This is a genomic window from Psychrobacter sp. ER1, assembly GCF_048631835.1.
GTDB lineage: Bacteria > Pseudomonadota > Gammaproteobacteria > Pseudomonadales > Moraxellaceae > Psychrobacter.
In genome coordinates this window covers 2,731,546-2,755,228 of sequence record NZ_CP184640.1, presented here as the reverse complement: position 1 = coordinate 2,755,228, position 23,683 = coordinate 2,731,546, and the positions used below count along the sequence as shown (strand labels likewise).

The 23,683-nt window shown below is 41.7% G+C and carries 17 protein-coding genes and 6 pseudogenes; 11 read left to right on the top strand and 12 right to left on the bottom strand.

The window, feature by feature from the left end; genetic code table 11:
- Positions 1-269: 269 nt before the first annotated feature.
- From ACOBWA_RS12825 to ACOBWA_RS12785, 9 genes and pseudogenes are all read right to left on the bottom strand, one after another.
- Positions 270-1,247, bottom strand: a complete 978-nt coding sequence (locus tag ACOBWA_RS12825) for a MetQ/NlpA family ABC transporter substrate-binding protein (protein WP_420229572.1) — start codon at positions 1,245-1,247, stop codon at positions 270-272.
- 170 nt (positions 1,248-1,417) lie between these two features.
- Positions 1,418-2,074 (bottom strand): methionine ABC transporter permease, encoded by a 657-nt coding sequence (locus ACOBWA_RS12820; RefSeq protein ID WP_370587210.1) that lies wholly within the window; start codon positions 2,072-2,074, stop codon positions 1,418-1,420.
- Positions 2,075-2,123: 49 nt separating this feature from the next.
- Positions 2,124-2,894, bottom strand: a complete 771-nt coding sequence (locus ACOBWA_RS12815; RefSeq protein WP_057761581.1) for a methionine ABC transporter ATP-binding protein — start codon at positions 2,892-2,894, stop codon at positions 2,124-2,126.
- 256 nt (positions 2,895-3,150) lie between these two features.
- Positions 3,151-3,398 (bottom strand): annotated as a pseudogene (locus ACOBWA_RS12810) (sensor histidine kinase); the annotation flags it as partial.
- A gap of 641 nt (positions 3,399-4,039) precedes the next feature.
- Positions 4,040-5,277 (bottom strand): annotated as a pseudogene (locus ACOBWA_RS12805) (HAMP domain-containing protein); the annotation flags it as partial.
- A gap of 85 nt (positions 5,278-5,362) precedes the next feature.
- The gene (locus ACOBWA_RS12800) at positions 5,363-6,085 is read right to left on the bottom strand and encodes a response regulator transcription factor (RefSeq protein WP_057761578.1); all 723 of its coding nucleotides are present in this window, start codon (positions 6,083-6,085) and stop codon (positions 5,363-5,365) included.
- A 259-nt stretch (positions 6,086-6,344) separates the two neighbouring features.
- On the bottom strand, positions 6,345-6,704 hold the full coding sequence (locus ACOBWA_RS12795) for a hypothetical protein (protein WP_420229571.1): 360 nt from the start codon (positions 6,702-6,704) through the stop codon (positions 6,345-6,347).
- A 30-nt stretch (positions 6,705-6,734) separates the two neighbouring features.
- Positions 6,735-6,950: pseudogene (locus ACOBWA_RS12790) on the bottom strand (HlyD family secretion protein); the annotation flags it as partial.
- Between the two features lie 122 nt (positions 6,951-7,072).
- The gene (locus ACOBWA_RS12785; protein WP_420229570.1) at positions 7,073-7,564 is read right to left on the bottom strand and encodes a hypothetical protein; all 492 of its coding nucleotides are present in this window, start codon (positions 7,562-7,564) and stop codon (positions 7,073-7,075) included.
- A 686-nt stretch (positions 7,565-8,250) separates the two neighbouring features.
- Here ACOBWA_RS12785 and pilG point away from each other — a divergent pair.
- The 11 genes and pseudogenes from pilG to ACOBWA_RS12730 all read left to right on the top strand — a co-directional run bounded on the left by pilG (position 8,251) and on the right by ACOBWA_RS12730 (position 21,406).
- Positions 8,251-8,628 (top strand): twitching motility response regulator PilG, encoded by a 378-nt coding sequence (gene pilG, locus ACOBWA_RS12780; RefSeq protein WP_057761576.1) that lies wholly within the window; start codon positions 8,251-8,253, stop codon positions 8,626-8,628.
- A gap of 179 nt (positions 8,629-8,807) precedes the next feature.
- Positions 8,808-9,170 carry a response regulator gene (locus ACOBWA_RS12775; protein ID WP_057761573.1) on the top strand — a complete coding sequence of 121 codons (363 nt, stop codon included), beginning with the start codon at positions 8,808-8,810 and terminating at the stop codon, positions 9,168-9,170.
- 3 nt (positions 9,171-9,173) lie between these two features.
- Positions 9,174-9,704, top strand: coding sequence for a chemotaxis protein CheW (locus tag ACOBWA_RS12770; protein ID WP_160022438.1), 531 nt, complete (start codon positions 9,174-9,176; stop codon positions 9,702-9,704).
- 302 nt (positions 9,705-10,006) lie between these two features.
- Positions 10,007-11,294 (top strand): annotated as a pseudogene (locus tag ACOBWA_RS12765) (methyl-accepting chemotaxis protein); the annotation flags it as partial.
- A 110-nt stretch (positions 11,295-11,404) separates the two neighbouring features.
- Positions 11,405-12,337, top strand: coding sequence for a CheR family methyltransferase (locus tag ACOBWA_RS12760; protein ID WP_420229569.1), 933 nt, complete (start codon positions 11,405-11,407; stop codon positions 12,335-12,337).
- Positions 12,338-12,367: 30 nt separating this feature from the next.
- Positions 12,368-14,521, top strand: a complete 2,154-nt coding sequence (locus ACOBWA_RS12755) for an Hpt domain-containing protein (protein ID WP_420229568.1) — start codon at positions 12,368-12,370, stop codon at positions 14,519-14,521.
- Positions 14,515-16,812 (top strand): Hpt domain-containing protein, encoded by a 2,298-nt coding sequence (locus ACOBWA_RS12750; RefSeq protein ID WP_420229567.1) that lies wholly within the window; start codon positions 14,515-14,517, stop codon positions 16,810-16,812. Before ACOBWA_RS12755 ends, ACOBWA_RS12750 begins: the two co-directional genes overlap by 7 nt.
- Positions 16,809-19,241, top strand: a complete 2,433-nt coding sequence (locus ACOBWA_RS12745) for a response regulator (RefSeq protein ID WP_420229566.1) — start codon at positions 16,809-16,811, stop codon at positions 19,239-19,241. The genes ACOBWA_RS12750 and ACOBWA_RS12745 overlap by 4 nt, the downstream gene beginning before the upstream one ends.
- A 48-nt stretch (positions 19,242-19,289) precedes the next feature.
- Complete coding sequence (locus ACOBWA_RS12740; protein WP_420230778.1) at positions 19,290-20,225, top strand: chemotaxis protein CheB; 936 nt, start codon at positions 19,290-19,292, stop codon at positions 20,223-20,225.
- Positions 20,226-20,242: 17 nt separating this feature from the next.
- Complete coding sequence (locus tag ACOBWA_RS12735; RefSeq protein ID WP_420229565.1) at positions 20,243-20,740, top strand: hypothetical protein; 498 nt, start codon at positions 20,243-20,245, stop codon at positions 20,738-20,740.
- A gap of 138 nt (positions 20,741-20,878) precedes the next feature.
- Positions 20,879-21,406 carry a cytochrome b gene (locus ACOBWA_RS12730; protein ID WP_101206018.1) on the top strand — a complete coding sequence of 176 codons (528 nt, stop codon included), beginning with the start codon at positions 20,879-20,881 and terminating at the stop codon, positions 21,404-21,406.
- An 85-nt stretch (positions 21,407-21,491) separates the two neighbouring features.
- Here ACOBWA_RS12730 and ACOBWA_RS12725 read toward each other — a convergent pair whose 3' ends face one another.
- The 3 genes and pseudogenes from ACOBWA_RS12725 to minC all read right to left on the bottom strand — a co-directional run bounded on the left by ACOBWA_RS12725 (position 21,492) and on the right by minC (position 23,651).
- Positions 21,492-21,686 (bottom strand): cell division topological specificity factor MinE, encoded by a 195-nt coding sequence (locus tag ACOBWA_RS12725; RefSeq protein ID WP_240366544.1) that lies wholly within the window; start codon positions 21,684-21,686, stop codon positions 21,492-21,494.
- A 97-nt stretch (positions 21,687-21,783) separates the two neighbouring features.
- Positions 21,784-22,595 (bottom strand): annotated as a pseudogene (minD, locus tag ACOBWA_RS12720) (septum site-determining protein MinD).
- Between the two features lie 289 nt (positions 22,596-22,884).
- Positions 22,885-23,651, bottom strand: a pseudogene (gene minC, locus ACOBWA_RS12715) (septum site-determining protein MinC).
- Between the last annotated feature and the right edge of the window lie 32 nt (positions 23,652-23,683).

Sequence of the window (23,683 nt, the reverse complement as noted above, 5' to 3'; positions counted from 1 at the left end):
AAGAGTAAATTACTATTAAGCATGTCCACTATAAGAAAAACCAAAGACAAGTGGAAGAGTGAGTGACGGTTTCCTACAAAGGGCAAACAGGCTGTAACGTGATTTTTAATAGTTATTTGATAGTCATTTAATGCACAGTTAGTCTTTTGATAACGGTACTGGAAGATAGTACTCCCAAAATCAAAAATAAAAAAACGCCCATCACTCTAAGTTATGGGCGTTTCTATTAATCATAACACCTAAAAAACTAGGTACTTTGATTTAAAGTCTTATTGAGCAGCAGCTTCTGTAGTTTCTGGAGCGTCAGCGCTTTCAGTTTTAGCAGCAGTGTCCGTATGTGCGCTATGATCAGTACCCCAGATTTTTGGGTACTTGTAGCCAGGGAACGTTTCATGAGCATACTTTTTGAAAGCTTCTGAGTTATAAGCGTTGGTCACATCTTCAACCCATTTCTTACCAGTATCAGCAGTTTTGATTGCTGACCAGTTTACATAAGCAAAGCTTGGCTCTTGGAACAATGCTTCGGTCAATTTGATACCAGAGTCAGTAGCATAGTTACCGTTGATAACCGCGAAGTCAACTTCATCACGCGCGCGTGGTAATTGAGCAGCTTCTAGTTCAACGATTTCGATATCGTATTTGCTGTTATCAGCGATATCTGCTTTTGACGCTGTCAATGGGTCGATGTTGTCTTTCAATTTGATCCAGCCAAGATCGTTCATCATAACCAAAGCACGTGCAAAGTTACTAGGATCGTTTGGTGCAGAGACACTCATGCCTTTGAATGCAGCGTCAAGACTGGTCTTTTTACCTGAGTAAATGCCAAGCGGAGCCGTTGGTACTTGGAATGCTTCTACTAGATCAAGATTGTTTTCTTTTTTGAAATTATCAAGATAAGGCTTGTGCTGGAAGATGTTGATATCCAAATCGCCTTCAGCCAATGCAAGGTTAGGACGGACATAGTCAGTAAAAGCAATCAACTCAACTTCATAACCTTGAGCTTCAAGCGTGCTCTTTACTTGGTTACGAACCATATCAGCAAAATCGCCTTCAGTCGTACCGATAACGATTTTGGTATGATCAGGATCGATATCGCTAGCGGCAGTTTCTGCAGTGGCACCTTCGGTTACTGGCTCTTTAGTCGCTTCTGGCGCTGATGAATTGCTGCAACCAACTAAGACTAGACCTGATACACCAACAGCGGCAAATGCGGTAGCTAACTGACGGCTGATATCTGTTAATTTCATAATATGTCCTTAATAATGAATGGGGTTGAGTAAAACGTTTATCGTCTGAACATTAAAAAAGCAACATTATAAATAGTAATGCTGCTTTTGTTGTAAGAGCTGAGATCAGGGTTGAGTGTTGCCAAAAATAAACCTAGTCGCTCGTAATGTCAAGTATTCTCTAAAGCGGTTTAACGTTTGTCTAAACGATTGGCGAGCCAGTTACCAGAGGCTTGAATCGATACGACCATGATGGATAATACAATCACGATAAAAATCATTACCTCGGTTTGATAGCGATAATAGCCATAACGAATGGCCAAATCACCCAAACCGCCACCACCGATCATACCAGCCGCCGCTGAATAAGAGAGCAAGCTGATACAAAGAATAGTGACTGACAATACTAAACCTGAGCGAGCTTCATTAAGTAGTACTTTAATAATGGTAAAAGGCCTGGCACCCATCGATTCAGTGGCTTCGATAATACCGCGCGGCACTTCACGTAGATTTTGCTCAACCAAACGCGCAAAATAAAACGAACCAGCGATAGCAAGTACTAGTGATGCAGCAATTGGTCCGATACCCGTACCAACGATGGCCTTAGTAAACGGACTCATTGCAATCATCAAAATCACGAAAGGGAAAGCACGCATAAAGTTGGTAATACCGCCAAGCACACCGTACAACGTCTTGTTTTGCAAAAACTGTCGATCACTAGACAAAAACAAGAATACGCCAAACAGTCCACCGATGACGATTGCGACTGTGGTTGAAATACCGAGCATCACAAACGTATCAATAAACGCGCTCACGATCTCTTTGCGTAACACAAGTAGCTTGTCTATAGAGGCGGATAATTCAGTACCAGTTAACATATCTATTTCTCCTGCCTCATTAGTCCTCGACGACTAGGCCTTTGCCAATCGGGGTGGTTGCTTGAATCAGACCGTCTCGCACATCCGCAACTTCTAATAGTTGTCCTTGATGCAATAACGCTGCGCGATCACAAAGTCTACGAATAACACTCATCTCATGAGTCACAATGACGATAGTCACGCCAAGTTGCTCATTGATATCGCGCAGACAAGTCAGCAAACTACGGGTCGTTGCAGGGTCAAGCGCACTGGTTGGCTCATCGGCCAACAATACTTTTGGACTAGGGGCAATCGCGCGGGCAATACCCACACGCTGTTTTTGTCCACCTGACAACTGCGCAGGATAGTGACCAGCACGATCGGTCAAATCAACAATCGCAAGACAATCCATAACGCGCTTATGAATGTCGCGACTTGGATAACCAGAGATTTTTAAGTTAAATGCCACGTTGTCAAAAACCGTTTGATTAGACATCAGATTAAACTGCTGAAAAATCATACCGATATTATGACGAGCAATGCGTAGTTCACTGGCAGACAGCGTGGTTAGGTCAGTACCATCTATCACGACTTGACCCGAATCTGGACGTTCAAGCATATTGATTAGGCGCAATAAGGTAGATTTACCTGCCCCTGAATAACCCATTAGACCAAAGATTTCGCCTTGTTTGATAGTCAGAGATGTCGGCTCAACAGCGGTAAACCAATGTGGTTTGCCGTCTTTGTCTTTGATTGATCGGTCGCTTAAAAAACTTTTGGTCACATCGTTTAAGACAATCATGTCATTCATGGAGGGCTCAAAATTTAATAAATTTTTTAATGGTTAAAAACGCGTCATCAGGCCTCTTTCAATATGTAAGAAGCTTGTCAAAACGACAACAGTCAATAACCGTATAATAAGGGGCGGTAATATAGCATATTATCAGGCACTTTGGATATGAACATACGTGTCCGGCTTATGATTAATAGCTATTAAGAATAAGCAGTTAAAATGGCAAGTGTGAAGGTGACAGCGTGATAGCTATCTATATAACGATGGGGATTGATTACTCGTGATAGTTGTAATGAGGGTCATGATGAATGGGGATAGTCACCAAAAATCTAGTATGACCATTTAGGGTATCTGTAATAATGCGCCCTTGATGAGCGGTAACGATTTGTGAGACTAACGATAACCCTAATCCAGAGCCTTTATTTTTTGCTGTAAACGTACAAATGGGCTAAAGACTTCTTCTCGCTTGCCTTCAGGGATACCAGTGCCTTCGTCGATTACAGCCAGCACGGCATATTTCGGCAGTGGACGTTCGGGTTCAGTTTTGGCTTTCTTCATATGCTTAGCAAATAAGCCTTCTTTACGCACGACTGCACCTGAGCTCTCATTGTTTGAGCTATTAGATTTGGCGTCATCTTTCGTATTATTTGAGCCGTTGTTTTTAGTAGCAGTATCAGTAATAGATCTATCTGATTTTTGAGCACTATTATTGACAAGAGTGCCAGTATTCTCGCTTTCTACATTGCTTATAGAGTTTGTTGATGCTACTTCAGTCGCGTTAGCATTGTTGGCATTATCGGCGTCGTTAGTAAGGTCAGGAGAGTCTGGAACAGCCTTCCAAATAACTTTCTTAATTCTGTCAGTTAACTCACTGGTAAAGCTGTAATAGTCAGCAAGTAGTGATGATTCGCCAGTAGAGGGTTGGGGTTTGCTAGCATTGTCTATTAAGCTGTCATCTGAAAGGCCGTTATCAAGGCTGGCATCATCATTGCTCTCGTTATTTTCATTGTGAGCAGCTATGTCTTCACCGTTTTTATAGATAGTCGGCGTTGGTAGATCTGCTATTGAGTCAGTCGTGTCTGATTTATTTTTATCAACCGAACTAGTAGCTTCGTGTTTAGCGGTTTGGTGTTCAATTACCTTGGCATCAGCGTTTTCTTCATAGTCATCAAAGTCTAAACTGTTGTAATCGACAAAGCTGCTGCATAGCACTGTTTGTAATAGATAGTCAGGCACAGTTCCGGCTTCTTCTATGCTCTGAACACCATATAACAATACCGTAACAGGTGGCTTGCCATGTAGCATAGCGTTGGTAAGTAAGTTACGAATTAAGTGAGTCAACATTGATGATTGACCATCTATCACGATGTGCTCGCCAATCAGCGTGGCTTCAGGATAGTGCTGACGTTCTTGATTTACCAAATCGTATAAATCTAAGTTTTCAACTTGTTGTAAGGCATGTCCCGCATCCAGACGGCTAACCAGTAATATGCTTTCTACTAAGTCATTAAGACCTGATAAGTCTCTATTGATCGCTTGTGCTCGTTTATCGAACTTTGCTTTGGTATCAATTGGCAGCGCACCAGCCAACATATCCATCATTTCAATCTGTAGACGGATACGCGTAATAGGTGTGCGTAGCTCATGAGAAGCATGTGCCAGTAGCAAGTTATTGGCATCAATTAAGTGTTCAATTTTTTGTGCTGCTTGGTTGAATCCACGTGCTAATGCAGCGATTTCATCATTACCACGTGCATTTACCCGCACCGTAAAATCACCATCACCCAATTGAGTCATTTGCTGGCTTAACTGGTCAATACGCCATGTCATCGTCCGGGCAATCAACCATAGTACACCTGCCATAATAAGCAAGAGTAGTAACGTACCAGTGAACAAGTTCAAGGCTGCAGAAAGGACAGGTTTTTAGGCGTTAGACGTGATTCGTATAATAAGGTATAACCCGTACTGCTATACACTTGGGCTTGCTTGGTAGGTGACGTGTCTGCAAGTGATGGAAAAACGCGCGAGAACAAAGAAGGAGTAGGGGAAGCTCTAGGGGTAGGTCACTGTTGTCAGTTTGCATGAGCAGCCGACCTTCGCTGTCATACAATCCCATTTTCGCTTGCAGTGACTCATCAAAAATATCGAAGCTTTTCTTAACGACAGCCAGCATAAAACGTGATTGCAAACGATTGTCTTTACTGATAGAGATATTTAATTCGTGCAAGAATGGATCGATTTGACCCAAAATCTGTGTGGCTAATATCTCTGAGCGAATACCAGCGTCTTTATCATGAACAAGTTGGGTCAACAGCACCATTGCTACAGCAAATAACGTAAGTGCCAGCATAACGCTGGCAAATAGTTTGGCAAATACGGAACGAAAACCCAATTGCTGCATTAAACGATCTCTATTATTAAACGCTTGTACCGACTCATGGTATAGAGTTTACACCATGAGTCAGCTAATTAGGCATCCTTTGTGATTACACCTGATCAGTAGCAAATTGATAGCCGACGCCGCGTACGGTAATAATACGTTTTGGCTGACGTGGATTGTCTTCGATCAAAGCACGTAGACGCGAAATATGTACATCAATTGCACGGTCAATATTGTCTGAGCTGTCATCATTTGGCATCGCTTGCCAGAGTTGCTCACGATTCAACACCTTGCCAGAATGAGTGGCAAAGTAGTGTAACAACTGAAACTGATGCGTGGTTAGACGTACTGGTTGGTCATCGATAGTGACTTCATGACTATCAGGGAACACGCTTAAACGACCAAAGGTTAAGCTGTCTGATTGGCTATCGGCTTGATTTGGTTGCTCATGACGACGAATAACCGCACGAATACGAGCTAAAAGCTCACGTGGCTCAAAGGGCTTGGCGATATAATCGTCAGCACCCATCTCTAGCCCTAATACGCGATCGGTTGTGTCGCCTTTTGCGGTCAGCATAATAATAGGTACTTTATTGGTCATATTGTTCTTGTTGCCACGAATCTTTTGACATACTTGCATACCGTCCATATCAGGTAGCATAAGATCCAATACAACCAAGTCAATATCGCGCTCTTTGGTGTCTAATAAGTCGAGACCTTCTTGGCCAAGACCAGCATGATGCACATCATAATAGTTCATGGTCAAATAATCGCTGATCAGCTCAGCCAAATCTGGATCGTCTTCAATCAATAAAATCTGCTTACTCATGGAGTGTCCTCTAATTGTTATTGTGATTTATAAAAATATAACGTTTTCGGTAATGATGAGCTGTTGGAAATAATAAACAGTTAAACTATTAAGCCTCTACGTTTTCAAATATACAGAATAGCGCATAATTAAATATGAGACGTATTTTAATACTCGGATAATGCTATATATAATAGGGGCATATTGCCTAATTATGCTGTTACAAAACAAGAGAAGCTTTGTTAATGTTTCTACCAAATGTAACTGTCAGCATAAGCTATTATGACACAACGACTTTTTTACCTTTAGAATCAATAGGTAAGTCAGCCAAACAAATCAAGCTATCATTGCTCACACCTGCTATCAAATACTGCTGCGTAGTAGGATCATATTCAACTACCTCAATAGGTTGGCGTGTTAAACGCTGATCTTGTCCGATTATCCAAACATTTGCAGTCAATGGTTGTAGCGGCATATAAGGAGGAGTTTGCAACTCTGTCAGGTCGACATCGTGTAGCGCGTGCTTAGGTACGATAGTGCCGACATCTATTTGACCATAATTGACGCGCCCTGTGACTTTCATATTTGGTAATAACTTATCGCGACTTACCTCGTTGTCGATGACATTAACATAGACCAAAAGCTTTTTGGGCTGACTGGTCGATACCAGTTTACTGACCTGTCCCGTAAACTTGTCTGAGATACCTTCGGCGGTAAAATTGACTGTTTGGCCAACGGAAAGCTGTGGTTTGGCTTGTATAGGCAGGGTAGCCGTAAAGTGCAGTTTGGTCTCGTCACTGATCTGTAGTAGAGACGCGCGCGCCGCTAGCTGTTGTCCTGCATCAGCAGATAAGTTTTCTACCCGACCCGAAAAGCTGGCATGAATGGTAATCGAATTATACTGCGCATCTTGTTTAGCCGTATTAATGTCTGCATTTTGATTAGTGATGTTGCTATCAGTATCTATCGCAGAATTTGCTTCTAACGTTTTATCACTGTCAGTTTTTCTTACAACAGCGATATCTGCGTCTGGCGCAGCTTGTGCGGAGTTAGCATCAGAGTTTTGCGTATCTTCTTGATTGTTTTGATTAGTACCCCTAATTCTGAATTACCTTGTTCAGGCTTTTTCAAATCTTCAGCTTTGCTAGCCGTGCCCGTACGTCTAAAGACAAGCAATGGCGTGCCTTTTTCTACCCATTGACCTTCACTAACCAGTGTCTTTTCTATACGAATCGGATGTACCGCAACAAATGTAGTCTGCTTGATAGGTTCGATATTACCTTGTAATCCGAGACTCGGCTGATACCTTGAAGGTTTGATACTCAAGATATGTTCTGGCGTCATTGTGACATTATCACTTGTGATGATAAGAGGCGTGTCTGCGGTCTCTGCTTCAGTGTCAGTAACAGTCGATTCATTTACAGGTGACGGCTGACAAGCAGCGATAAATAGCACGCTGAATAAATAGAGGATTTTTCTTAGACGTCTAGAAGCTGTCATAGCAGTCACCATTGTAATCGTCATATTATTATATAGTGAATTGTAACGCGGTGGAACGACTGTAAGATATTTACTAAACTTAAGAAAGTTGATAACTCAGTATTAAGAAGAGTTGAAATTATACCTTTAATAAATAAGAACAGTTATTTATGATACCAACGAGTTCGAACATAATTTTACTAATTACTGGAAAAGCAATAATAACTGTGCTAAAACAAACACTATAAAATGCATTGATACATTTTTATTACAAATGAAAATTATCCAGTAATATCATTGCCAGTTATATACAATACAAAAATATAATAACGCTACCTTCAATTCAAATTTCAATCTATTTATATGTTAGAAAATGGATTTATAGTTAATTGAAATCGTTGTTATATTTGACTTTTCTATTAGATATTCGCGGGGTAAGTTATCTTATTCAAAGCACTCAAATAACGCTAGATTTTGTAAGATTAATAATAATAAAGTGCGTATAGTACGCTATATTGATACCGCGATTAGTCAGTAGGCATCAATTGTAGAAGATTCGCTGTTATCACAAATTTCAACGCAGACAATGCAAATATAGGTACTTATATCGATCTGACAATAGATGATATAAAAGTTTAAAATAGCCAAGCAAATTTTGTATTGTTAGATAGCGTTACGAACAAATAGTCGTTTACAGGACAATGAGAATGGAAAATAATTTTGAAGGTTTAAAAGTAATGGTAATTGATGATTCAAAAACCATTCGCCGTACTGCAGAAACTTTATTACAAAAAGCGGGCTGTGAAGTAGTGACCGCTATCGATGGTTTTGATGCGTTAGCAAAGATTGTAGATAACAATCCAGATATTATTTTTGTCGACATTATGATGCCACGTCTAGATGGATATCAGACTTGTGCGCTGATAAAAAATAACCCTGATTATGCCAATAAACCGGTAATCATGTTGTCATCTAAAGATGGTCTATTTGATAAGGCACGTGGTCGTATTGTGGGTTCTGATGAGTATCTGACTAAGCCATTTAGTAAAGATGAGCTTTTTGATGCCATTAATCAGTACCGTTAATCGAATAAATATAGACTTACAGGGAGTGATTGATATTATCGCTCCAGATTATTCAATACTGAATAATTATGATTAAAGAATGGCTACCAGTCGATTTATAAGTGCTATTTTTAATCATTTTATCTGAACCATATATCAATATATCTTCACAGATATTTTAGAACTTAAAGGAACCTCCTATGACTACCGTTTTAGTCATTGACGACTCGCCATCAGAAATGGCGAAATTTCGCGATATGCTTGCCAAAAACAACTTTCAAGTGTTGGAAGCGACTAATGGTGAGCAGGGTTGCCAGATGGCAGCTGAACATTTGCCAGATGTGATTTTGATGGATGTGGTCATGCCAGAAATGAATGGTTTTCAGGCCACGCGCAAGATTACCCGCGGTAAAACCACTGCTCATATCCCTGTTATTATGATTAGTACCAAAAACCAAGAAACAGATAGAGTTTGGGGCAAGCGTCAAGGCGCCAAAGAATATATGAACAAACCAGTTGATGAAAGTGGATTGGTCAATATGATTCGCAAAGTGATGGAGTAATTTGTGGCTTCTAGAGGATTTATTGAGCTTCTGCGTTTAGCAGATTTGGCACGCGCGCGCAAAAGCGGTCGCCGCGGTGGCCAAGAGTTTGATTGGCAAGGTGTGGTATTTGAAATTGGTGGGCAGCGCTTAGTTGCCCCTATGGGTCAGGTATCAGAGGTATTATCTATGCCAGAATATACTAGCCTACCTCTAGTAAAGCCATGGATGCTAGGTATTGCCAACATTCGTGGGCGACTCTTACCTTTGACGGATCTGTCGCATTTTTTGCAAGTACCTAGTCGCTTGACACAAATGAGCCAACGAAAAGTTATCGTCATTGATTATGACAATAACTTTTCAGGACTGCTGGTTGATCAAGTACTTGGTATCGAACAGTTCACACAAGAACAGTATCGTCCAGAAGCCATAGATCCAGAGTCGCCATTTGCGCCTTATAACCATGGCAAGTTTTTCAAAAACGACCAAGACTGGTATGTATTTATGCCAAGTTTGCTCGCACAGGATCCTCAGTATTCAGATGCTGCGATATAGCTATTAACTATAAAATACCTGTCTGTTAAGTAACGACAGAGAAATAGCGACTGACATAATAGGGTTCGATGTCAGCATTTATACAGGCTTTGCTAATCATTGTTTAGATAACAATACGATTGTCAAAGTCAGCCACAATTAGACTTTGATGACTGTTTGAAAGGAAGACGCAAGATGAGTGATGTGATAAAAAAACCTGTAGCTGGTATGGCTAAAACATCAGCAGATGGCAAAGACGCTGATAGTACTTGGAAGCTATTGTTAGGATTTTTGTTCTATTAAGTTTGGCTTGTCTGATTTGGCTAGTTAACTCGCTATCATCGGTAAGTCAGTATTTCGATAGTTTCAATCAATCCGTTATCTTGCCAGCGGCTGTATTTGCAATCGGCGCATTAGGGATTGTGTTTGCTTTGTACCAGCTACTGAAACACCGTGGTGGATCAGAGCGATCACTTATTGAGAAAGAAACCTTGCGTCGTCGCCAAGAAGCAGAAGCTGAGTCTGAGCGAGCGCGTCAAATCCAAGAAGAAAACGAACGTAACCAGATCGCTATTTTACGTCTACTTGATGAATTGGGTGATTTGGCAGAGGGTGATTTGACCGTTAATGCGACTGTATCAGAAGACTTTACAGGGGCGATTGCCGATTCAGTCAACTTTGCAATTGACCAATTACGACAGTTGGTACTTGTTATTAACAGCACTGCTGACCGAGTCTCACAGTCTTCGGATCAAACGCAGATGAATGCTGTTGAACTGGCCGAAGCTTCTGAACACCAAGCACAAGAAATTGCTGGAGTATCAGCCGCTATTAATGAGATGACTGTCTCAATTGATCAGGTTTCAAACAACGCTGCAGAATCTGCAACGGTTGCCCAGCGTTCAGTTGCTATCTCTCACAATGGAGCAGAAGTTGTACAACGCTCTATTGAGGGTATGAACGTTATTCGTGATCAGATTCAAGAAACGTCAAAACGTATTAAGCGTCTTGGTGAGTCTTCGCAAGAGATTGGTGATATCGTTGGACTAATTAACGATATTGCTGACCAGACTAACGTTTTGGCATTGAACGCCGCTATTCAGGCATCGATGGCAGGGGAAGCGGGCCGAGGCTTCGCGGTTGTTGCTGATGAGGTACAGCGTCTGGCTGAGCGTTCAGCTAATGCTACTAAGCAGATTGAAACATTGGTAAAAACCATTCAGGCCGATACCAACGAAGCGGTTATGTCAATGGAATCGACAACTTCTGAAGTTGTACGCGGCGCACGCTTAGCGAAAGATGCGGGTGAAGCACTAGAAGAAGTACAGAGCGTTTCTAACACCTTGGCTGACTTGATTCAAAACATCTCAAATGCTGCATTACAACAGGCTGAGTCTGCTGGTCATATTTCTCACACCATGAACATCATTCAAGATATTACCTCACAAACTTCTTCTGGAACGATGGCAACAGCTCGTTCTATTGGTGAAGCTAAGTGAAATGGCAGCAGCACTACAGGAATCGGTAACAGGCTTCAAAGTATCGAACGACGACGAGCTAGTAGATTATGAAGTGTTGGATACGGAAGGCGCATTGAAAGAAAGCGTTTAGTGATTAGGTATTCTTTTAGAGCAAGATCGATAGCATTTGGTTTTTCTGCATATTGGACAAGGTTACTGCTGTAAGAGTGATAGAAAGAAGCCGTAATCATAGTAGATGATTTGTCTAGGATAGATGGTGTTAATAAGCTAAATCATCTGCTTAATACAGTTGAGCTGACATTGGGTAACACTTTGATGAAAGTCGACAGTTTGGATGTGCAACGATGGCAGAAGTACATAGAGCAAGAGACTGGGTTTGTGCTGCCAGACATACAGCTACAGTGGCTGGCTAATGCAATTGACTGTACGGCGATGTCGAATGGATTGAGCGTTCAACAATTATGGTATCAATTATCGAAAAGTGATGAGTTGCGTCAGCAGTTGCTAGATAAAGTACTCATTCATGAGAGTCGCTTCTTTCGACATAGACCCTCTATCGACTTTGTTACAGAGTATGCATTGCAGCATCATAAAGCGGACAACATTGATAGTTTGTTTCGTATTTGGAGTGTTGGCTGTGCAAGCGGACAAGAAGCTTGGTCATTGGCCATGAGCTTAGCCGCACAGCGATGTCAAGACTATGCAGTATTAGGGACGGATATCAGCGAAGAGGCTATTAAAAGCGCACGACTGGGGCAGTATGATAACAGGCAGCAATCTTTAATCCCGCAATCGTGTCAGCCGTTTGTTCAGCCGCTGCCATCTAAGAGTACATTAAATAGATCGAAGCCTAGCACATCAGAAGCGGCTAATAGTATGCAGGAGAATTGGCAGGTAGCACCTGTATTGCAGCCACATGTCAGTTTTTCTGTACACAATGTTATTGAACAAAAACCACCCACTACGCATCTTCAGAATGTGATTATTTGCCAAAACATGCTGCTATATTTTCGTAAATTTGATCAGCGTGATATTTTGACACGGTTATCAGAGCAGTGCGCGTTAGAGGGATATATTATATTGGCTCCAGGTGAGGCGTTGTTCTGGCGTCCTTCAAATATGCGCCGCATTGCGCACCCACAGGTTAATGTGTGGCAAAAAATTAGTGCCTAAATTAGTGCATAGACGAGTTAGGATAAACCTATGAAAAACCAGCCCAATGACATCGTGATATTTCAGTGGTTACTACCATTATTCAATCAGCAGTTAACACAGATATCTGACGGTTGGCAATTAGGTGAATCTAGCATCGACCATGAGCAACTGACATCAAGTTATCATCAGGTTAGTGGTGCGCTCATCATGCTCAAACTTCCTTTACTAGCAAATGTTGCTAGCAAGTTGAGTCAACTCGCAGGATTACAAAGTTGTGATGACTTTTCTATCAAAGAGCGCCGTATAGGTCAGTTCTCTCATCGATTATTACAACGAGAGATCAATCAGTATGCGCGTACAGGAATCTATCATATAGGCCTAATAAGTAGGGCGGTTGATGAGCTGACCCAAGCCTTGTCTCAACGAGATATAGAAACTGATATTCTTGTAAACATTAGTGATATTCAGCATGAATACACGAATGATCATGCGAATAACGAAAATATTATCAATAGTATTGAAGTGGCCGTACCAACAGAACAAGCTACTGCTAGCTTGACAAGTGAACAGTGTCAGCAGTTGCTACTCGTATGGCGTCAACAAGTACAGGCATTACTAATCACTAATACAAATCAGTCGTCAGCACTCAGTACCTTAGAAAAAGCTAGCCAGTATCTCAGGCAGACAACACAAGATAGTGGTTTACAAAGACTATGGTGTTTGACTGAGTTATTGCTCAGTGATCTGGCCCAAAACGAGACGCCACTTCCGGAGCGTTATGCACCATTATTAGGTCAGCTTGATCAAGTTATAGAATCTTGTGCTCAGTCAAATGAAGTACCTTCAACTATAGTTGTAAGATTGACCACGGCAATCTATGTCGAATTGAGTTATCTAGCGCACAATAGCAAACGTACTCAGTCTATTTTGGATAAAGTATCTCAAAGTACTACGACAGCGTCTCGTTTTTTACCGCAATTATTGACTCAGCTTGATGCGCTTATCTTCAAGTTAGATGAGCCAGATAGCTTGGTAGCTCCTTTGCAATATATCAGAGAGCAGCTCAAAAACCGAGGCTGGACTTACTATGTGTCTCAGGTGGAATCAATCCTTGCAGATTTAAAACAGTCTCTCGTATCAGAAACAAGTTTTGCGCAAGAGCAATGGCAAATTGAACGCAAGCTGCAAGAGTTATATAACGCTATTTATAGTACTGAGCAAACCATTTCTCTTAAGATTGGTGATGCGACCTCTTTCGCTACTGTGTCTGAAGTGATAAATAGTAACGAGACAGAATTAACAAGTAAACATGAACCCATTACTACCGATGATGGCCTACGTGAGCTTCGAATTGCAGTAGAAGAGATAAAGCAAAATTTTAACAATTATATACAGCATCAAGATATTGGGTTATTACCAGCGTCCACTGAGTTTACCAGTATTGGTCAAGCTTTTGATGATATGGAATTACCAGAAATTCGTCATACTATAGATGATATCGGTAGTCTATTTACACAGTTAACTACTCGTAATATTACTACCCCGAGCTGGAGTTTGGTGCAGGCGTTGGCTGAGAGCTTAACGTCTATTGAGCTATTACTTGATTATCTTGCGCAGCAGGTTTTCGACCAGCAGTTGCTCACTTTAGCAAATACACATACGGCCAGAGCAACACAGCTTCTTGATACTGATATCGTATCACCAGCAACGCTTAACAAGACTATACTCACTCAAGAGTCAGCTGCGACGAATGTTGTACGTTACGATGATAGTGGTGAGATCAAACCTTTTATTAATGTAGACGATGCAAATGTAGTTGAAGAAGACAGTGTGAGTCTGTCCAACAGTACTGAAAGTGATGCGCTAAAGCAGGCTCGTGAACACGTAAAGCCTGATAACTTTGAAACAGGTGAAGATGTCCACGATATCTTTATTGAAGAAGTGACCGAAATCATCACTGATCTTGAAGATTTCCTTCCTATCTGGGCGCAAGACTCACAAGACCTAACACCGTTGACTGAAGTGCGTAGAGGTTTTCACACTCTGAAAGGCTCAGGTCGTATGGTTGGTGCCTTTAGTATCAGTGAGATAGCATGGTCAATCGAAAACCTAATGAATCGTTTGTTAGATAAAACATTGCCAGTAACAGATGATGTTGTAAATCTAGTGGTTGATACCACAAAAATCTACCAGCATTGGTAGCAGATTTTTCAGCGCAGCGACCACCAAGTTTTGATCCTGCGATTGCTATCTTACAAAGTAGCAATCTTATGAGCCAGCAGCCGGTCAACACTGGACTGACGCTAACTGAACTTGCTCCTAAAGAGGTTATGTCAGATGATGCAGAATTAGAAAAATCGCTACTAGAAATTGATGATGTTGATAACGACTCTAATAACGATAGTACCGAATTGGTTACTGACTCGAATAACAAAGAAGTGAATACCAACGAATATCTATCTACATTGGATATTCCAGAGAGCCTTGCACCTTTTATTAGAGAGACTAATCAACTACCAGCTGATGCCGACGATGCAGATCCTGATATCAAAGAGATATTCATAGAAGAGGCCAATGAAGTATTGGCAGAAATTGTGCCGTTGTATGAAAGCTGGCAGGAAAATTCGACCGATCTAGAGGGATTAAAAGATATTCGTCGTGGTTTCCATACCTTGAAAGGTTCGGGCCGCATGGTAGGCGCTAACTATACAGCGGAACTGGCATGGTCTATAGAAAACATGCTCAACCGTGTTTTAGATAATAGTGTCGCTATCTCAGTTGATATGCGTCAGTTGATTACAGATGTACTGGCAGCTTATCCTGATATGCTTGTAGCGTTTGAACAGGGTACTCAAGACTATCCAGCTGTTGTTCCAGTGTGGATTGCGTGTGCTGATGCGTACAGCAAACAGCAGGGTAATGAATTTAGCTACTCTGCTTTGTTTGCACAGTCAATAGATAGTTCTATAGATAAGATTGAAGAAACAACGCCATGGTTTGATACGAATGAGACTGACAATGCTTATGATGACAACAGTAATGAAGCTATAGACTCTACCTTACAGACCTTTCATTCGGTCAATGAAAAAATGGCAGAGGCAGCGGTTGTCCTTACCCCTCAAACTGAAGAAGAAAAAGCATTTTGTAAGATCTTTATTGATGAAGCAGAAGAACTGCTTGATTGTATCGAGCAGTTTGTCAAAGACAATAGAGAACAGCATCATATAGAAATCACAGATGAAATCGTACGCGCATTTCATACTTTGCGCGGCGCTTCTGGTTCTAGTGCTTTGGCCGCTATCAGCGAAGTCAGTGCGACTATCGAACATAGCTTGGAGTCACTACAACAACAAGATATAGGCATGAATGCTCAGCACTTAGCAGCATTAGCCCAGTCAGCCACATTAATAGAGGGTTATCTAAACAACTATAAGCAAAATGTAGAGCAGCATGATGCATCAACAGAGGACGATGGTTCGCAGAGTCAGCATGATATAGCGTCATTGCAAGCTATGCTTGGTGAGCAATACGTGGCTAATGACACTACTGTCATGACCAATAAGAAACTGACGATAGAAGAGTTATTAGACAGTAATATTGATACGTTGCTCGATGCTGAGTGGGAACTAGATGATGCGTTGAATCATACTGAAATAGAGCATATTCAAAGTTATATAGAGCAGCAAATCTCTCAAATAGCCTCTCTCATGGAAAAGGCGCAAGCATTTCCAAAATTTGTCACGATTTTAGATGAGCTGGGTAATGCGTATCGTTATTTGAGTAATCATATCGATAAAGCTCAAAATCAAGACATTCAAGCGATATTGCATGCAGGTCATGCTCAGCTGATTGGCTTGTTCGATGCCTTAGCTGGAAGTACCTCCTTAAAAATAGATAAACAAGTCATTGATGATCTACAGAGTATTTATCAAGAAAGGGATGAGAACGAGGACGTTGGCTTCACCGTTAGGGTTGTTCCAGCAACTGAGCTACAGTTTGAGACTATTGATACTGATATCGAGCTGTTAGAAATATTTTTAGAAGAAGCACAAGAGCTTGATACTGCACTAGATGAAAGCTTCAATAAGTGGCGTGCCGATATCACCAATATCAATGCGCTAAAGGTTCTACAGCGTCATTTGCACACGATTAAAGGCGGTGCACGGATGGCCGGTATCCGTAGTATTGGTGATTTAACCCACGAAGCAGAAAGCGTCTATGAGTCGTTTGTAGAGAACCGAAGAGCGCCAACCGCGCAGTGGCTTGAAATCATGCAAATGGTGCAAGACACGATTTCACTACAAGTGATGCATATTGTGAGTCATAAGAAATCTTTCTTTACTCCAGATCTGATTGAACAGTTGCATCAGCTTGAAAAAGCAAAAACGTTACCAGAGGTAGTCGATCTAGTCATACCAGTACCAAAAATCACTTTGAACCTACAGAGCGTAGCATTGCTGCCAATGTTGTTGATAGTGATAATGAGGCATTGAGTACCCTAAGTCTGGATAGCATGATTAAGCAATCATGGGCCAATGGATTGCCTGATCCTGATATATTAGCGGTATTTTTAGAAGAAGCAGAAGAGCTTACCAATCGTAATAAGTATCTGCACTTGTTCTTAAAAGATACGAGTAATACCACAGCGTTGCAAGCGCTCCAACGTGACTTGCATACCATAAAGGGTGGCGCACGAATGGTCACTGCCTCTGGTATTGCTGACTTGGCTCACGAGATGGAGTCGGTTTATACAGACTTTGTCAGTAATCGACGTCCAGCCACCAAAAAAGTATTAGAGTTGCTGGTTGCAAGTCATGACTGGCTAGCTGATGCAGTATTTATTCTTCAACAACATGTTAATCCACCGACGCCTACGCTATTAATTGAAGCGTTGGAGCAATTTGGTAGAAACCCTGATAGCCTAAAAACGATACCTAAAGAGTCTCTACAAGCCCAGCGTGAAGCAATCTTGATTGCCAAAGAAAACCAAGATTCACAGTATCTTGCAAAAGATATCAGTGAAATGCCGTCTATGCTTAGAGATACTCACGAGGAAGATCAGAGCGCTAGTAGCAATGAGATGATTCGTATCTCGGGTGGTTTGATTGAGCACATGATTAATCTATCTGGTGAGTCAGCGATTAACCGTGCTCGTATCGATATGGGTATCAGTAGTCTAACAAACAGTATTGAAGAGATGGGTACGACAGTACAACGTTTGGCAGATCAGCTACGTCGTATGGAGATCGAGCTAGAAGCACAGATTCTATCTCAAATAGATGAGGAACTCATCGATAATGAAGACTTTGACCCTCTAGAGATGGATCAATACTCATCTTTGAATCAGCTATCTAAATCTTTAACAGAGTCAGCCTCGGATTTGGTTGATATTAACCATACATTATTAGAAAAAACCCGTGATAGTGAAAGCCTACTGCTACAGTTGTCTCGTACCCAGACTGAACTGCAAGATGGTTTGATGAATTCACGTATGGTGCCATTTACGCGCTTGACACCACGTCTTGAACGTATCGTACGTCAAACAGCTAACGAGCTTAATAAGTCTGTTGAACTGTCCATCATTAATGCTGATGACGAGATGGATAGAACCATCCTAGAGCGCATTACTTCACCGCTTGAGCATATGTTACGTAATGCTGTCGACCATGGTATTGAAACCACATCGACCCGTCTAAAGTCAGGCAAAGAGCGTAGCGGCCGTATTACCCTTGAAGTGCATCGTGAAGGTAGTGAGATCGTCATCCAATTAACAGATGATGGGCGAGGCATTGATGTTGAAGCAGTACGTAGTAAAGCCATCTCTCAGGGTCTAATTGATGCAGACGATAATAGTCTGTCAGACCTTGATATTATGCAATACATCTTCAACGCTGGATTGAGTACTAGTCAGCAAGTGACTCAGATCTCTGGACGCGGCGTTGGTATGGATGTTGTTATTAGTGAGGTTCGCCAACTAGGTGGCTCAGTATCCGTCGTTTCAGAGTTGGGTAAAGGCTCTAGTTTCACAATGCGTCTACCATTGACGGTAGCCGTGTCTGACGCATTGGTTGTTCGTGCTGCAGATCGCTACTATGCGATTCCATTGGTACAGATTGAGCGCGTGGTTCGAGTGAATCCAGAGAAGCTCTATGACTACTATCAATCAAATGATGCCACATTGAATTTTGAAGACACTGAGTATCGAGTACGCTACCTAAATGAGATTTTATCAGGCAATAAGTTAAATGAGTTGGTGGTAAATACCAATACCAGCTTACCACTTATCATTATTAAAAACCGTACCGGACAGAATATTGCTTTGCAAGTGGATCAGATTGCAGGTTCGCGCATAGAAGTTGTTGTCAAACCTTTAGGCCAGCAATTATCAAATATTCCAGGAGTTTCAGCTGCTACTATCATGGGTGATGGCTCGGTCATGCTCATCTTAGATCTGATTGCTCTTATGCGTAATGCGCAACTGGCCAAGAATATTACGAAAGCTGCTGATGCTCAAAGAGGACGTATAGAGTCTAAATCTACCATTCTAGTCGTCGATGATTCAGTGACAGTGCGTAAAGTAACCTCACGTTTCTTAGAGCGCCAAGGGTTCAATGTGGCAGTCGCTAAAGATGGTATTGACGCAATTAAAATATTGCAAGATATGACACCAGACATGATATTGCTTGATATCGAAATGCCTCGTATGGACGGCTTCGAGGTCGCCACTCAAGTCAGACATAATAATCGTCTAAAGCAAATTCCGATTATTATGATAACGTCACGTACTGGCGAAAAGCATCGTGAGCGTGCCTTAGAGATTGGTGTAAATGACTATATGGGTAAACCATTCCAAGAAAAAGAGCTGCTTGATAAAATGCAAAAATTACTAGGTGAAGGGGTCAGCCTGACTAATGAAGGATAATGCACGTGTTTTAGCGCTGCGAAAAAAAATAGAAACGACATTAAAGTGATGGTGGTGGCAGAAGACCATCGCCAGCGCATGGCTTTTTCAGATACGGTACGTGGTTTCGGCTTTATGCTAGCCGGCTGTGTGTCACGAGCACAGTGGCATGAAACAGGTGAGCTTTCTAACTCAGCTATCGATATTTGGCTGATAGACAGTGATTATGATGACAGTGTGGCAATAGCGACGGTGGCATCTAAACCAGCAGCAGTACTGGTTGGCTTCAGTCAAGCACCGTATCTAAACGAATCCCAAGAATATGCAAAGTGGCAACGTAAGTTAAAGCGTAAATTTGCCCAACTGCTTGACTTGCCAACACTGATAGATGCTCCAGCTTACAAGAGTGCTGATACTGACTGGCATTATGTCGTATTTTTGGGTGCTTCTATGGGTGGCCCTAGTGCGGTTAAAGAATTCTTAGATAATGTGCCAGCCACACTACCAATTTGTATTTTATTGGCACATCATTTCAATCAATCTATGATTGGTACGTTGCCTCGCATCCTTAATCGTCATAATGACTGGCGCTGTAAGATTATCGCTTCTTCACAGCGGCTACGTGCAGGAGAGTGTCTGATAGTGCCTATTGATAAGCAGGTTGTCTGTGATTCAACGGGTCGCGTGATACTATTGGATCAAGATTGGCATGGTGAATATAAGCCTGCAATCGGGCAGCTGCTCAAAAATACCAGCGATGTCTATGGTAGCGAGCTTATTAATATTATATTTTCAGGTATGGGTAATGATGGCTCTCAGTATCTAGATTTAATCCAAGACAATAACAGTCAATTATGGGCACAAGATCCGAGCTTGAGTGCATGTCCAAGTCAACCTCAGGCTATCATTGACTCAGGGTATTGCAACTTTATTGGCAGCCCTACCGATTTAGCAAAAAAACTAACCGATTACATTGGTGAAAGGGCAGCTAGCCATTCACATTAACTTATTGCGAGTGACGTATGACACAAATTTTAAAACATTCGTTTGAGGCTGTGAGTCTGTTGACTACCAACAACGGTATGCTTGACGTCACTATTGTTCCAGCAGCTAACCAGCCGGACTGGATCATTCCAAGCAGCCTAATTTTGAGTGTGGATGAGTCTCAGCAGCAGGTTTCTAGATACGACTGGCAACAGCAAGATTTGGCTGTATTTCATTTGCTACTGCAAGATCAAATCCCAGACAAAATGGTTGTTTTGGAAGGTAATACGACTGATCACCGTTTTGCCTTACAGACGGCAGGTGATTTGCGTCAGCTGCAAGCACGAATTTCTGAAGTGAAAGATGTAGAGACACCGGAACAGTTTAGTACTACCAATGGCAAAGATAGGGAAGAGTATTTTGATAAAAATGACGTCTCATCCTACCTATATCAAACAGTGATGATTGATGACGAGCTATACTTAGTGCCAGATTTGGATAAAATTGCCTATCACCTGATTGATTCGGATAGCTAGATTCTTATCGCTATTTAAGGTATTCTCCGTTCTATAAATAGTAAGCCAGTAATGTTAATGACTTCATCTGTTGAAGAGCATTAGCTGGCTTATAAAACTGATTAGAGATAATTCCTGATAAAGGTAGTAGAGTCACTCATGAATAATGCCAACTCGAATGTATCAAAGTGGTCGGTTAGTAGCCGTATTTTTCATTGGATTAGTGCAGCCTTACTGTTAGCCACATGGATAATGATACTGCTATATGAGAATTTAGATAGCAATATGTTTATTGGATACCATAAAGCGTTCGGCGTGAGCTTATTATTCTGGATGATTGCTCGAGTCATCAACCGCGTTTTTACTAAGGCGCCACCACCGTTAGCTATGCCAAAATGGCAAATGCTCGTATCTCAGCTGTCACATTTTGCTCTCTATGCCATACTGATTGCTATGCCAATGGTTGGCTTATTGATGGCAGTATATGGCGGTCGACCAGTCGATATTTTTGGTATTTTTCAGATACCTGTATTCGTGACCCCAGATAGAAGTTTGGCTCGTTTTTACAATAACTTGCATACTGAGATTATCTGGCCAATGATTATTGGTTTTACGGTCTTGCATATAGCCGCCGCGCTATACCATCAGTTTGTCAAAAAAGACAATCTCATTGCCCGTATGAAATAATCTATAATCGATAAACATCAAAAAGCCCCAAGTATCAAACTTGGGGCTTTTTTTATTCATTGTAGAAATACGTACTGTTAGAATGCTATTTCTTATGCTCAGGTAAATTGATATTCATCTCTAACACATCTAAGCTGTCTTCAGAACGATGGTTAATATTGACATCATCAATCTGCACACCGTTAACGTATTTGTTCACAACTTCTAAGATTTCACGTTTCATTTTTTCGATGCGATCAACCGTTAAGCGATTGTTCAATCTGTTTTCGCTAGCAACGATAACTTTTAAACGCTCAGTTGCTAAATTTGCGCTACCTGCGTTACTGTTGTCGTCAGTACCAAATAGGCTACTCCAAAATCCTTTTTCTTAGTCATCATTATCCCCCAAACCAGCGCTGTAATAGACTCTTTTTCTTCACGTCAATATGACGTAATGGACGCTCTTCACCCAAGAAACGGGCGACAATGTCTTCATAACATTGACCAGCCACAGAGTCGGTATAATGGATAACTGGTTCGCCATGGTTGGACGCTTCAAGCACTGAATGGCTCTCAGGAACAACCCCAAGTAATGGAACTTTTAGGATATCATTTGAGATAGTATCAATATCCATCATCTCATTGGCAGCCGCACGTTCAGGATTATAACGAGTGATAATCAAATGCTCGCGAACAGTCCCTTGGTTCTCTTCTACTTTTTCGTCTGACTTTGTAGAATACCGATGATTCTATCTGAGTCACGCACTGAAGAGATTTCAGGGTTGGTGACAATAATAGCTTCATCCGCATGATACATCGCTAGCTGTGCACCGCGCTCAATACCAGCAGGCGAGTCACAAATAATATAGTCAAACTGTTTAGAGAGCTCAGCCATTACCTCTGATACCCCTTCGTCGGTCAATGCGTCTTTATCACGCGTCTGACTGGCTGGCAGGATATATAGGTTTTCAAGCTGTTTGTCTTTGACAAGTGCTTGCGACAAGCGCGCGTTTCCAGTGATGACATCTATGAAGTCATAAACAATTCTGTTTTCGCAACCCATGATTAAGTCTAAATTACGTAGACCTACATCAAAGTCGATAACAACCGTTTTATAGCCACGTAACGCCAAACCAGCGGCAAAAGAAGCACTTGTCGTGGTTTTACCCACACCGCCTTTACCTGAAGTGATTACAACTATCTTCGCCACAATGGCACACTCCTATGAATCAATGGGATATCTTTTATATAAATAGCAAAATTACATGTTATTCACCTAACATATATACACTATCTTCGAAGCTAGCCTAGCATAAATAAACAAAAATTTATAGCAGCTCGATACTAAAGCAGAAAAACAACCTATGTATCGCTCAATTAGCCTCTCTGCGTGGTATTGGTAGGGTCATAGTCATGCTCTTTGGCTTGTCGAATAGAGCAGCTTAACTACCTTAGTTTTCTATAAAGTCACTTCACCGTGTATTATTTTTAATAGCGTCTTAAGCTTCATCCATCACGGTAAATACTAAGCCTTCGCCTTCTACAAATTTTACTTGCACGGACTTGTCGATGACATGCTCAGGTAAGTTGTCTCGTAAGCAGTAAGTTCCTGCTACTGATACCAGTGAAGGATTAAAGACTTGGCAGAATATACGGGCATCTTTGTCCCCTGTTGCGCCTGCCACCAGACGCCCTTGTGCACGGCCATATACATGCAAGCTATTGTCAGTAATCGCTTCAGCGCCGCTATTGATACTACTGGTCAAAATCAAGTCGCCACCAACGTGATTGAGGCTTTGTCCTGAACGCAGCATTTGATCATAGATTAAGCTGGTAATATGCTGAGTACTTACCAACGTCTCGGTGGGCATATTAGATAGTGTGGTTTCAGTGGCAGGTTCGCTCGTGGTAGAAGCATTATCGACGCTATTAGCATTAACTGCTTCGGCGTTATCATTTCCTGGTGATGGCTGGGTAGGGATAGGGGCTTTTTACTTGGTAATATACGCTCAATACGCTTACCATCTGCTGGAAATATCGCTAAGCGCTGCTCACGTGCTTGCGCATCAAGCATACCTGTCACCACGCCAATAGGCTGCAATCCCCATGCCCATAACAGCTCTACTAGTGCTGATAAATCCTGCTCAACGTCACTATCAATAAGGATAGGGATATTGCTCGATTTATTGCTGAGCGTTTCAGTTAGCTGAGCTTCTATAGCTGCTAGATCGCTTGTACTAAACTGTACGCGTGAAAACGTCAGCATCTTGCCATAGAAAGCTAGCGCTGGTGCAGTCT